The 12718-nt window shown below is 58.3% G+C and carries 11 protein-coding genes and 1 riboswitch; of the genes, 5 read left to right on the top strand and 6 right to left on the bottom strand.

What is annotated here, in order from left to right; genetic code table 11:
- Nucleotides 1-68 precede the first annotated feature (68 nt).
- From C7U61_RS12075 to C7U61_RS12050, 6 genes are all read right to left on the bottom strand, one after another.
- On the bottom strand, nucleotides 69-545 hold the full coding sequence (locus tag C7U61_RS12075) for a 6,7-dimethyl-8-ribityllumazine synthase (protein ID WP_106998316.1): 477 nt from the start codon (nucleotides 543-545) through the stop codon (nucleotides 69-71).
- An 89-nt stretch (nucleotides 546-634) separates the two neighbouring features.
- A riboswitch (FMN riboswitch) is annotated at nucleotides 635-781 on the bottom strand.
- 106 nt (nucleotides 782-887) lie between these two features.
- Nucleotides 888-1949, bottom strand: a complete 1062-nt coding sequence (locus C7U61_RS12070) for an ABC transporter ATP-binding protein (RefSeq protein ID WP_106998315.1) — start codon at nucleotides 1947-1949, stop codon at nucleotides 888-890.
- 11 nt (nucleotides 1950-1960) lie between these two features.
- Nucleotides 1961-2749 (bottom strand): ABC transporter permease, encoded by a 789-nt coding sequence (locus C7U61_RS12065; RefSeq protein ID WP_106998314.1) that lies wholly within the window; start codon nucleotides 2747-2749, stop codon nucleotides 1961-1963.
- Nucleotides 2746-3636 carry an ABC transporter permease subunit gene (locus tag C7U61_RS12060; protein WP_106998313.1) on the bottom strand — a complete coding sequence of 297 codons (891 nt, stop codon included), beginning with the start codon at nucleotides 3634-3636 and terminating at the stop codon, nucleotides 2746-2748. The genes C7U61_RS12065 and C7U61_RS12060 overlap by 4 nt, the downstream gene beginning before the upstream one ends.
- Before the next feature lie 72 nt (nucleotides 3637-3708).
- On the bottom strand, nucleotides 3709-4812 hold the full coding sequence (locus C7U61_RS12055; RefSeq protein ID WP_106998312.1) for an ABC transporter substrate-binding protein: 1104 nt from the start codon (nucleotides 4810-4812) through the stop codon (nucleotides 3709-3711).
- Between the two features lie 188 nt (nucleotides 4813-5000).
- Complete coding sequence (locus tag C7U61_RS12050; protein WP_106998311.1) at nucleotides 5001-5873, bottom strand: MurR/RpiR family transcriptional regulator; 873 nt, start codon at nucleotides 5871-5873, stop codon at nucleotides 5001-5003.
- A gap of 177 nt (nucleotides 5874-6050) precedes the next feature.
- Here C7U61_RS12050 and C7U61_RS12045 point away from each other — a divergent pair, with 177 nt between their 5' ends.
- The 5 genes from C7U61_RS12045 (at nucleotide 6051) to C7U61_RS12025 (ending at nucleotide 12698) form a co-directional block, all read left to right on the top strand.
- The gene (locus C7U61_RS12045; protein ID WP_181315860.1) at nucleotides 6051-6821 is read left to right on the top strand and encodes an N-formylglutamate amidohydrolase; all 771 of its coding nucleotides are present in this window, start codon (nucleotides 6051-6053) and stop codon (nucleotides 6819-6821) included.
- Nucleotides 6822-6946: 125 nt separating this feature from the next.
- Nucleotides 6947-8518: an amino acid permease gene (locus C7U61_RS12040; RefSeq protein WP_106998309.1), complete on the top strand. Its 1572-nt coding sequence runs from the start codon at nucleotides 6947-6949 to the stop codon at nucleotides 8516-8518.
- Between the two features lie 123 nt (nucleotides 8519-8641).
- Nucleotides 8642-10012: a glutamine synthetase family protein gene (locus C7U61_RS12035; RefSeq protein ID WP_106998308.1), complete on the top strand. Its 1371-nt coding sequence runs from the start codon at nucleotides 8642-8644 to the stop codon at nucleotides 10010-10012.
- Nucleotides 10013-10167: 155 nt separating this feature from the next.
- Nucleotides 10168-11553 (top strand): aldehyde dehydrogenase family protein, encoded by a 1386-nt coding sequence (locus tag C7U61_RS12030; protein ID WP_106999070.1) that lies wholly within the window; start codon nucleotides 10168-10170, stop codon nucleotides 11551-11553.
- Nucleotides 11550-12698, top strand: coding sequence for an iron-containing alcohol dehydrogenase (locus C7U61_RS12025; RefSeq protein WP_106998307.1), 1149 nt, complete (start codon nucleotides 11550-11552; stop codon nucleotides 12696-12698). Before C7U61_RS12030 ends, C7U61_RS12025 begins: the two co-directional genes overlap by 4 nt.
- Nucleotides 12699-12718 lie beyond the last annotated feature (20 nt).

Below are 12718 nucleotides of genomic sequence, written 5' to 3'. Positions count from 1 at the left end.
CTTCGAATCGCGAAAATACTCTATCTCTTTGTTTTCCGGACGGAAAACCGCTTTTTCCTGGAATTGCTCTAGACTGTGACGGCCGGCAGCAGCTTGGCGCGTTCCGCGAGAATATGGCGGCAAGCGCTGGCCACTTCACGGCCCTTGATGATGAAATGTTCCTTGAAGAACTGAATATGCGCTTCCGACTCCTGGAAGTGATGCGGTGTCAGGACCGCCGAGAGGATCGGCACGCCGGTATCGAGCTGGACGCGCATCATGGCATCAAGAACCGTATTGGCGACGAACTCATGGCGGTAGATGCCGCCATCGACAACGAAAGCGGTAGCAACGATTGCGGAATAACGGCCGTTACGGGCAAGTGTCTGGGCGTGCAGCGGAATTTCCAAGGCACCCGGCACATCGAAGATATCGATCGGCGATGCGCCTTCGATCGTCTGCCATTCGGCAACGAAGGAGTCGACCGAGCGATCGACGATGTCGGCATGCCAGCGAGCCCGAATGATCGCGATGCGGCTCGGCTGGGTAGAAATCGAAATGGTCATGAATTTTGCCTTTCAAGGGTTATTTTCCATTATCCCTTGGGCGAACACGCAGCATCGCGGCACCCCTCACGTGGAGGAGGTGCGATCCTGCTTGCTCTCTTCCATCCGGACTATACCGTCGGCTCCGGCATCTCACCGGATCTGCTGACCCTTCCGTAAGTTCGGAAGGCGCTCGCGGGCTCGAGGAAGCTCCCCATACCGCCGGTGGGGAATTGCACCCCGCCCTGAGAACATGTGGACTATAGATGCTTTCCCTCACGGAAATCAAAGAAAAACGCCGGGCTTGTGACCCGGCGTCCGCGAATAATTTTCCAAAATGACCCTGCGATGCAGAGCCCTTTCTCAATCCTGAATCACGAGCAAGTCGGAGGAGGCGAAGCGCAGGGTCACCTTCTCGCCGACGCTCGGAGGCATCATGCCTGGGCTGTTGAACATGTCGAAGGAAATCGTGTTGCCGGCGACATTCATGCGGGTGCGGATGACCGAGCCCAGGAAGTGCGCCGAGGAGACCTCCCCCGTCAGAGCGGTATCGCCCTTGGCCGATTCCGCCAGCGAGCCGGCTTCGGGACGGAGGGCGAGCGATACGGTATCGCCGGGCTTGTAGGCCGTCACCGACTGCTTCAGGGTGATACCCTGATCGCCGATCATGATGCGGTTGTTATCGGGATCGACGACCTTGCCTTCGATCAGGTTCAGCGTGCCGACGAACGACGCGACGAAACGGGTTGCCGGCTTGTTGTAGATTTCGAAGGGCGTGCCGATCTGATCGGCGCGGCCTGCATTCATGACCACGATGCGATCGGAAATGGACAGCGCTTCTTCCTGATCGTGCGTCACGAAAACGGTGGTGATACCGAGCTGCTGCTGAATGGCGCGGATTTCTTCGCGTAGCGAGATACGGATCTTGGCATCAAGGGCCGAGAGCGGTTCGTCGAGCAGGAGGACCTGCGGCTTGACGGCGATGGCGCGGGCGAGCGCCACGCGCTGCTGCTGGCCCCCGGACATCTGATAGGAATAGCGGCCGGCGAGATGATCGAGCTTGATGAGAGCCAGCATCTCCTTGACGCGCTTGTCGATGTCGGGCTTCGCCATGCCGGCGACCTTGAGGCCGAAGGCGACGTTGTCATGCACGGTCATGTTCGGAAACAGTGCGTAGGCTTGAAAGACCATGCCGATATTGCGCTGGTTCGGCTTCAGCGATCGCTGATCCTTGCCGTTGATCGACAGGGTGCCGGCGGTCGGGGTTTCGAAACCGGCGATCATGCGCAGCACGGTCGTCTTGCCGCAACCCGACGGGCCGAGGAAGGAGACGAATTCTCCTTTCTCGATCTGCATATTGAAATCATGGACGACCTGAACGTCGCCGAAGGACTTCTTGATGTGGGTGAGTTCGAGAAAAGCCATGGTGAGAAGCCTTACGCCTTGACCGGAGCGGATTTTGAGAAGCGAGAAACGAGCTGCAACAGGCCCATGCTGAGCCAGGTAACGGCAAGCGCTATGATGGCCAGGGCAGAGGGCTCGTAAGCTCTATTTGCGCCCATGAGCTGCATGTAAGGCCCGAATGCCGGACGGTTGAGCAGCGATGCCATGGTGAATTCGCCCATGACGATCGCAAGGGTGATGAACGCTCCGGAAAGTACACCGCTCATGACATTTGGAAAGATGCATTTGAACATGATGGTTGTCCATTTTGCACCAAGGCTTTCGGCGGCCTCCGTCAGCGTGCCGACATCAATGGTACGCATCGCCGTATCGACCGAACGATACATATAGGGCAGCGACAATACAATATAGGAGCAGACGAGCAGAATGTTCGTCGTCGAATTATAGCCGGTCAGCGGCAGAATCGACGACGAATTATAGAGCCGCAGATAGCCGAAGACGATGACAATGGCCGGAATGACCAACGGCATCAAGGTGACGAATTCTACGACCGGGCGAAGCTGCGGCAGCCGCAACCGCACCCAATAGGCCGTGGGCACAACGAGCAGCATGCCGAAGATAATGGTCAGAAGCGCCATCAACATCGAGAAGCCAAAGGCCGTTATGAAGCCGAAATCCGAAAAAACGGAGGCATAGGCGTCGAAGCTGTAAGCGTTGCGCCGCATGCGCAGCGAGAACTCCAGCGTACCGATGAGCGGCACCAGGAAATAGATGAGGCCGATGGCAACGGCGATCCAGGCGAAGAATTTGTGCAGTTTCATTTCTGCCACCGTTCAGCGCGCATGCGCATCAAGATATAAATGACGTTCGAAATACCGGTGATGACAATCATGCCGAGCGCCAGCGCATAGCCAAGATTGGCATTGTGCAGCACGTCGCCGCGGATTTGCGCATAGAGCACGATCGGAACGATATTCAGCGAGCTGCCCGTAAGTGCAATTGCCGTCGCGATGGCGCCGAACGAATTTGCAAACAGTAGCAGCGTCGTGCCAAGCAGGCTCGGCCAGAGGATCGGCAGGGCGACCATCCGCCAATATTGCCCATTGGTAGCGCCGAGAATGGAAGCCGCTTCGTGCCATTCCTTCTTCATGCCGTCGAGCGCAGGGGTAATGATCAGCACCATCAGCGGGATCTGGAAGTACATATAGGTAATGGTCAGGCCGAAGAAGCTCAGCAGGTTAAAGCCGGTGCCGTAGAGGTTGAAGCCGAAATGAGCGAGCAATATCGTGACCAGACCCTGGCGGCCCAGGGTGGCGATGAACGAGAAGGCCAGCGGCACGCCGGCGAAATTCGATGCCACCCCCGAGAAAGTCAGGAAGGCGTGACGGATCCAAGTGGGGAGCCCGCCAAGGACGAGCGCCCAAGCCAGGTAAAAACCGATGATCGCGCCGCCGAGCGCCGAAGCGACCGAGATTTTGATACTGATCAAGTAGGCGCTCATGATCGTCGGCGTGAACAGATCGCCGATGTTCTTCAGCGTCAGGCTGCCGTCAGGCGTCAGAAAAGCGCCGGCGATCAGGTAGATCGTCGGGAGAATCAGAAACAGCAGCGCGAAGATCAGGAAGGGCGCTATTCCCAGCCAGTCGACAACCAAACGCTTGTTGATCATGGGAGTGGAACTGACCGTTGATGTTGTGGCGATGCTCATGATTGGCCCAATCCGCGGCGTCAGAAAAATGGAAACCTCCCCGCCGGAGCGGGGAGGTCGTGTAAGGTCAAATTACTGTACGTTCGAACCGACGACGGAATCCCACTTGGTGGTGATGGCGGCCTTGCCGGCATCCTGCTCTTCGAGCGTCGGGAAGACGGCCTTTTCATAGGCAGCGGCCGGCGGCAGCTTGTCGAGAAGTTCCTGCGGGACCTTCTTGTTCTTTGCCAGATCGTTGAAGCGGATCGGGTGGCAATAGCCCTTCAGCCAGCCGATCTGACCTTCGTCGGAATAAAGGAATTCCATCCAGAGCTTGGCAGCGTTCGGATGCGGAGCGAAAGCCGAGATCGCCTGGACATAGACGCCTGCGATCACGCCCGAAGCCGGAACGGTGACGTCGACCGGCGGGTTGCCGTTCAGGCTATCGCGCCAGGACAGGCCATTGTAGTCCCAAGCAACGACGATCGGGGTTGCGCCCTGCGCGAGCGAAGCGGACTTGCCGATGACCGGAACGAAGTTGCCGGCCTTGTTGAGCTTGGCGAAGTAGTCGAGACCGGCGGCGCCGACCTTGGTGGCGTCCTTTTCGCCGGCTGCAAGGCCAGCGGCGTAAACGGCCTGAACGGCCTGGTTCGAGGTGCGCGGGTCGCCGGCGAGCGAAACAGTGTTTGCATATTCCGGCTTCAGGAGGTCAGCCCAATCCTTCGGCGGGTTCTTCACAACGTCCTTGTTGATGACGAAGGAGAGAACGCCGTAGTAGTCGCCGTACCAATAACCTTCGGCATCCTTGGCGCTGTCCGGAATCGAATCCCAGGTCGAAACCTTGTAAGGCTGCAGCAGGCCTTCCTTCTTGGCGGTTGGGCCAAAGGAAAGACCAACGTCGATCACGTCCGGAGCCTGCGGCCCGGTATTGCCCTTGTTGGCGCGGATTGCCTCGACTTCATCGCCCGAACCGGCATCCGGGTTCAGTTCGTTGACTTCAATGCCGTATTTTGCCTTGAACGCAGCGATCAGGTCGCCATAACCGCACCAGTTGTGGGGCAGGGCGATGGTGGTCAGCGTGCCTTCCTTCTTGGCGGCAGCGATGAGATCGGCGCTCGGTTCTGCGGCGGCAATAGCCGTCGAAGCGACGAGCATCGCCGTAGAAATTGTCAGAAGACGATGAATTTTCGAGATCACTGCATTTCCTCCTTTTAGGTTTTCAGTGTCTGGCGTTGCTGTTAATGACGTTACATGAAGGTTGTGTGACGACTTCAAAGCATTGGGTTTGCTGAAAACGCAGTCGATTTTTGCTTCTAATCGACAAGTATGACAGCCGCTGTATTTCACATCCTCCATCAGCCGTTATTTTCTGTTTTCATTCCCCCTCAGCTTAGCTTGCGAAACAGCTTGGTTTGTTCGAAAAGTCCTTCCAGTGTCTTCATGCGCTCGCTCGTTTCGTCCCAGGTCGAGCTTTGCACCGCTTCGATCAGGGCTTCGACGATGAAGAGGGTGACGACCGATGAATCCCAGGCGGATGGCGCCTCGATTTGCACGCGGAACGTGTGCTTGGCGTGCTTGGCAGCCGGAGTTGCCCATTGATCTGTGAAGACGATGATTTCAGCACCATGGCGGCGGGCGGCGGCGGCCAGATTGACCATTTCCTGCTCGTAGCGCCTGATATCGAAGATGATGAGCAAATCACCCGGATTCATGTTCAGAACATATTGCGGCCATGCGCTTGAGTTCGAAGAGAGTAAGGTCGTATTCGGCCGGATGACCTGCATATGGGTGAAAAAATACTCGGCAAGCGCCCCGGTAATGCGGCCGCCCACGAAATAAAGCCCGCGCTTTCTTTCCGACAGCAGTGCCGCAACGCTGTCGAAGGTCGCCACGTCGAGGTCCGATAGGGTCTGCCGCAGATTGCCCATAATGGTATCGGCGAAGCGATTGAGGATATGCGTGCCCGGAGCGTTCGATGCCCAGCGGTCGTGCTTTGTTAGCGGGTTGGAGATCGTGGCTTCGACTTCCTGATGAAGATGGGCTTGGAAGTCCGGATAACCTTTGTATCCGAGCTTTTGCACCATCCGCGCGACCGTCGGAGTTGAAACCCGGGCATTCTCGGCGACTGTGGTGATACTGCCCAACCCGGAAACGGGGTAGTTGTCGAGCAGGCTCTTGGCAAGCTGCTTTTCGGCGCGCGTTAAGGTGTCAAAGCGCGCATTGATCACGTCCGAAACTGTCTTCGACGCATTGCTCACTCGATTTTTGCTCCCCAAACGGTCTGATGCCGCTTTTCTTCTCAGGATATAACAACGCTGTCACAATTCGAGTCAATGTCACAATTGAAGAAATAATTTCAGTTTCCAGTTGACAGCGACGAAAACCTGAAGAATTCTTTTCTTATAAAGATTTTATTAATCGGCAATGGGGCGTCTCTGATGCTTGCGCAGCAAGGCATTTTGTCGAAGGCGGACGGCGATTGCGTTGCGGTCGAAAGGCCGGAGGGAAGCAGCGCGGTTTTGCTCGTTTGCGAGCATGCCTCGCGCGAACTTCCAGAGCGGTTCGGCGATCTCGGGCTTTCAGCCGAGGCGCTTTCCAGTCACATCGCCTGGGACCCGGGCGCACTCGCGGTTGCAAGGAAATTATCCGCGGCCCTGAATGCTACTTTGGTATTTCAGCGCTTTTCGCGCCTGATCTATGATTGCAACCGGCCGCCGGAAAGCGCCGGCGCCATGCCGGAGACGAGTGAAATCTACACGATCCCAGGCAATCAACATCTTGGCGAGGCGGACAGAAAGGCGCGCACGGAAGGGCTCTATATCCCGTTCCACGATCGCATCCGGTCGCTTTTGAGGGAGAGGGCGGCGCGGGGACAAAAAACCGTGATCGTGACAATTCATAGCTTCACGCCGGTCTATAATGGCAAGCCGCGGACTGTGGAGCTTGGCATTCTGCATGACGAAGACCGTTGGCTGGCCGATCGCATGTTGGACGCGGCGGCCGAGGCGCCTCTCTACAGGACCGAACGCAACCAGCCCTACGGGCCCGAAGATGGCGTCACGCATACGCTGAAGCTGCATGGGCTTGCCAATGGTCTGCATAACGTAATGATCGAGGTCCGCAACGATCTCATTCGCGATGACGTCGGCCAAGGGGTCATGGCCGATTATCTGACAGGGCTTCTCGAGAGCAGTCTGGAAGCCTGAACATACAAGAAAAGACCCCGGGGAGCAGTTCAACTGCGATCAGGCCGCATGGTGAAATGCCAGCGGTCAATGTGACAGATGGTTCTCCGCAATCCCGCGGACGACCTGACTTTAGGGGGAATGGCATGTCTGATTATTCAGAGTTAGACAAAAAGCAGGATATACAAATCCTGCACTCCATGGGCTATGCTCAGGAGTTGGAACGGCGCATGAGTTCATTCTCGAATTTCGCCATTTCCTTCTCCATTATCTGCATTCTGTCCGGCGGCATCAATTCGCTCGCACAGGCCACTTCTGGCGCCGGTGGTGCTGCGATCGGTATCGGGTGGCCGCTCGGCTGCCTGATTTCCGGTGTTTTCGCACTCTCGATGGCGCAGATTTCTTCGGCTTATCCCACAGCCGGCGGCCTCTATCATTGGGGGTCGATCCTCGGCAACCGGTTCACCGGCTGGCTGACGGCCTGGCTCAATCTTCTCGGCCTGATCACCGTCCTTGGCGCGATCAATGTGGGCACGTGGGGCTTCTTCAGCGGCTCCATCGCCCCATGGTTCGGTATAGCCGTCGACACCACTACTTCGGCTGGTTTCGCGAACCAGATCATTTTCGTCGCCATCATCACCGGTCTGCAGGCCTTGATCAATCACTTCGGCATCAGGCTCACGGCAAAACTGACCGACATGTCCGGCTATCTGATCTTCGCCGCCGCGATCGCGCTCACCATCGTCTGCCTGATCGGTGTGAAGAGCTGGGACATCAGCCGCATCTGGACCTTCACCAACTATTCCGGCACGCCGGAAGGCGATGCCTCCGTCTGGCCGAAGATGGACAACATCTGGTACGTTTTCGCCCTTGGCCTTTTGTTGCCGATCTACACGATTACGGGTTATGACGCCTCGGCGCATACGTCGGAAGAGACCGTCAAGGCTTCGAGCTCCGTGCCGCGCGGCATGGTCTCCTCGGTCTGGTGGTCGTCGTTTTTCGGTTACATCATGCTATTGGCCTTCCTGCTGGCCATTCCGGACATGAACGAGGCCTCGAAACAGGGCTGGAACGTTTTCTTCTGGACGATCAACAGCATCACCAATCCTGTCGTCGCCAATATCCTCTATGTTGCGATCTTCATCTCGCAGCTGCTGTGCGGCCTGGCAACCGTGACGTCCGCGTCGCGCATGATCTATGCGTTCTCACGAGATGGCGGCCTGCCATTCTCGAGATCGCTGGCCAGCGTCAGCCCGAGGTTCCGTACCCCCTCGATTGCTATCTGGACGGCTGCGATCCTTGCGGTCCTGTTCGTCTGGGGCGCTTCGCTCGTGACCATCGCCGGTTCTTCGGCCTATACCATCGTCGTGTCCTGCACCGTCATTTTCCTGTTCCTCTCCTTCACCGTGCCGATCGTTCTGGGCATCAAGGCGATCGGAACTGCGAAATGGCCGAAGATGGGGCCTTGGAACATGGGCATCGGCACCTATAAGCTGGTTTCCGTTCTGGTGATCATTGCCATGGCGATCATCTTCATCATCGGCGTGCAGCCGCCGAACGAATGGGCGCTCTACATCACGATCGGCTTCCTGGTACTGACCGCAATCGTCTGGTTCGCCTTTGAGAAGCGCCGTTTCCAAGGACCGCCGATCGGTGACATGATCGCCAAGCGTCAGGCCGATATCGTCGCTGCCGAACGGGCCGTCGGCGAGGTGTGATCCCCTTCTATCAGACTGGCAGGGGCCGCCGCTGCGGCCCCATTCAACTTGCCGAGCGGCTCCAGCATTACATCCGACAGCGCCGCTGGCCCATCCACTTCTATTTTCTAGGCGGACCAAATTATGAGCAGCAGCTATACGTTCGACGACCTCAAGCGAGATGTGGCCGAAGGGCGCATCGATACGGTTCTGGCATGTCAGATCGACATGCAGGGCCGGTTGATGGGCAAACGCTTCCAGGCGGAGTTCTTCATCGAAAGCGCCTGGAAGGAAACGCATAGCTGCAACTATCTGCAGGCGACGGATATCGAGATGGAGACCGTCTCCGGCTACAAGTCGACAAGCTGGGAAAAGGGCTATGGCGACTATACGATGAAGCCGGATCTCGCCACGCTTCGCCGCATTCCCTGGCTTGAGGGCACGGCGCTCGTCCTCTGCGATGTGCTCGACCATCATACCCATGAGGAGGTGCCGCATTCCCCGCGCGCCATTCTGAAGAAGCAGGTGAAGCGGCTGGAGGCCATGGGGCTGAAGGCCTACATGGCTTCGGAACTCGAATTCTTTCTGTTCGACCAGAGCTATGACAGCGCGCGAGAGTCCGGCTATCGCAACATGAAGCTCGCCAGCGGCTATAACGAAGATTACCACATCTTCCAGACGACCAAGGAGGAAGAGGTGATGCGGGCGATCCGCACCGGTCTCCAGGGTGCCGGCATCCCCGTCGAGAATTCCAAGGGCGAGGCATCCGCCGGCCAGGAGGAAATCAACGTTCGCTACGCCGATGCCCTGACCATGGCCGATCGTCATGCGATCATCAAGAACGGCTGCAAGGAAATCGCCTGGTCGAAGGGCAAGGCGATCACCTTCCTAGCGAAATGGAACTACAGCGCTGCGGGCAGTTCCTCGCACATCCATCAGTCGCTCTGGAGCCTTGACGGAAAAAGCCCGAAATTCTTCGAAGAGGGCGGCAAATACGGCATGTCGCCGATGATGAAGCATTATGTCGCCGGACTTCTGACCCATGCCAGCGAGATCACTTATTTCCTGGCGCCCTATATCAATTCCTACAAGCGCTTCATGGCCGGCACGTTTGCGCCGACCAAGGCGATCTGGAGCAAGGATAACCGCACCGCCGGTTACCGCCTCTGCGGCGAGGATACCAAGTCGATCCGCATCGAATGCCGCGTCGGTGGCTCGGACCTCAATCCTTACCTGGCGTTTGCGGCCCTGATCGCGGCCGGTATCGACGGCATCGAAAACAAGCTCGAGCTCGAAGCGCCCTTTGTCGGTGACGCCTACGGCGCGCGTGAAGTGCGTGAGATACCGCGCACTTTGCGTGACGCCGCCACCGCCCTGACCACCTCGAAGATGCTGCGTGCAGCTTTCGGCGACGATGTCATCGACCATTATACCCGTGCCGCCGAATGGGAGCAGGAGGAATACGACCGTCGCGTCACCGATTGGGAAGTGGCGCGCGGATTCGAAAGAGCGTAAGGCTCTTGCGATCTGCCTCTTGCCCGATTTTCATTTTATGATCGGGCAGGGGTGCTCGGATGTTCTGTCTGTCCGCCGTTTCTTCTTTGAATGCGGCTGCTACCTATGCAACATCCGGGCAATCAATGGATGACCAAGAAAACAGGAATCCGATCATGACGATGATCACATGCGTCTCTCCGGTCAACGGAGAGGTTTATGCCGAACGCCCGGCCTTGCCGCTGGAAGCGGCCAAGGAAGTCGTGGCCCGTGCCCGCAAGGCGCAAAAGGATTGGGCGCGTCGCCCGCTGGAGGATCGCGTACAGCTGGTGCTCAAGGGCGTGGTCCGGCTCAATGAAATGGCCGATGTGATCGTGCCGGAGCTTGCCTGGCAGATGGGCCGTCCGATCAAGTATGGCGGCGAATATCGCGGCTTCAACGAGCGCTCGAATTATGTCGCCTCGATTGCCGCCGATGCGCTGGCGCCTTTGGTTGTCGAGGACAGCGCGAATTTTGCCCGCCGGATCGAGCGCGACCCGCATGGCGTCGTCTTCGTCATCGCTCCGTGGAACTATCCCTATATGACGGCAATTAACACGGTCGCCCCGGCGTTGATGGCTGGCAATGCCGTCATTCTCAAGCATGCAAGCCAAACACTTTTGGTTGGCGAGCGGCTGGTGCAGGCTTTCGTCGAGGCTGGCGTTCCCGCCGATGTCTTCCAGAATGTCTTCCTCGATCATGAAACCACCTCGGCGCTGATTGCGGCCGGCAGCTTCAACTTCGTCAATTTCACCGGCTCAGTCGAAGGCGGCCGTTCGATCGAACGCGCAGCCGCCGGCACTTTTACCAGCCTCGGCCTCGAGCTTGGCGGCAAGGATCCGGGCTACGTCATGGAAGACGCCGATCTCGACGCCGCCGTCGACACGCTGATGGATGGAGCGACCTACAACTCCGGCCAGTGCTGCTGCGGCATCGAGCGCATCTACGTGCATGAATCGCTCTATGACGCCTTCGTCGAAAAGTCGGTGGCCTGGGTTTCGAACTACAAACTCGGCAACCCGCTTGACCCTGAGACGTCGCTCGGACCGATGGCCAACAAACGCTTTGCCAAGGTCGTGCGCGAGCAGATCGCCGATGCGGTCGCCAAGGGTGCCAAGGCGCTGGTCGATCCCAAGCTGTTCCCGGCCGATGACGGCGGCGCCTATCTTGCGCCGCAGATCCTCGTCAACGTCGATCACTCGATGGCTTTCATGCGCGAAGAGACCTTCGGCCCGGCCGTCGGCATCATGAAGGTGAAGAGCGACGCGGAAGCGCTGGAACTGATGAATGACAGCCCCTATGGTCTGACGGCTTCGCTCTGGACCCGGGATGTCGAGCGCGCCTCCCGTATCGGCCGCGAAATCGAAACCGGTACCGTCTTCATGAACCGTGCCGACTATCTCGATCCGGCGCTGTGCTGGACCGGTGTGAAGGAAACCGGCCGTGGCGGCTCGCTGTCGGTCATCGGATTCCATAACCTGACGCGCCCGAAATCCTATCATCTGAAGAAAGTAATAGCATGAGCACTATCTCAGCCAATTGGAGCTATCCGAACGCCTTCAAGCTCGGCCGCGGCCGCATCAAGGAGCTCGCGGACGCCTGCAAGAGCCTGGGCATGAAGAAGCCGCTTCTGATCACCGACCGGGGACTTGCCTCGATGGCGATCACGGCAACGGCACTGGATATTCTGGAAGATGCAGGTCTTGGCCGCGCCATCTTCGCTGATGTCGATCCGAATCCAAACGAGAAGAACCTCGAAGCCGGCGTGAAGGCCTTCAAGGATGGCGGCCATGATGGCGTCGTCGCCTTCGGCGGCGGCTCCGGCCTCGATCTCGGCAAGTGCGTCGCCTTCATGGTCGGCCAGACGCGTCCGGTCTGGGACTTCGAAGACGTCGGTGACTGGTGGACCCGCGCCAGCGTTGAAGGCATTGCGCCGATCGTCGCGGTGCCGACGACCGCCGGTACTGGTTCGGAAGTCGGCCGCGCCAGCGTCATCACCAATTCCGCAACGCATGTGAAGAAGATCATCTTCCATCCAAAATTTCTGCCCGGCGTCGTCATTGCCGATCCGGAGCTGACCGTCGGCATGCCGAAGATCATCACGGCGGGGACCGGTATGGACGCTTTCGCCCATTGCCTGGAAGCCTATTCTTCCCCGTTCTACCATCCAATGTCGGCCGGTATCGCGTTGGAGGGCATGCGGCTCGTCAAGGAATTCCTGCCGCGTGCCTATCGCGAAGGAACGGACCTCGAAGCCCGCGCCAACATGATGAGTGCTGCCGCCATGGGCGCCGTCGCCTTCCAGAAGGGGCTTGGCGCCATCCACGCGCTTTCACACCCGATCGGCGCCGTCTACAACACGCATCACGGCATGACCAATGCCGTCGTCATGCCGGCCGTCCTGCGCTTCAACCGCAAGGCCATTGAGGACAAGATTGCGCGTGCCGCAGCCTATCTCGGCATCTCAGGCGGTTTCGACGGCTTTTACGACTATGTACTGAAGCTGCGTGCGGAACTCGGAGTACCCGAAAGTCTCTCGGCCATGGGCATCGCCCCAGACCGGATCGACGAACTCTCCGCCATGGCGATCGAAGATCCGAGCGCCGGCGGCAATCCGGTGCCGATGACGCTTGAAAATACCAAGGCTCTGTTCCGGGATTGCTTCTAGGTAGCTGTGGCTGCACTGCG

Origin of the sequence: Rhizobium sp. JAB6 (assembly GCF_003024605.1) — a bacterium.
Lineage (GTDB): Bacteria > Pseudomonadota > Alphaproteobacteria > Rhizobiales > Rhizobiaceae > Rhizobium.
The sequence above is the reverse complement of the archived record's forward strand: the minus strand, read 5'-3'. Positions and strand labels throughout refer to the sequence as shown.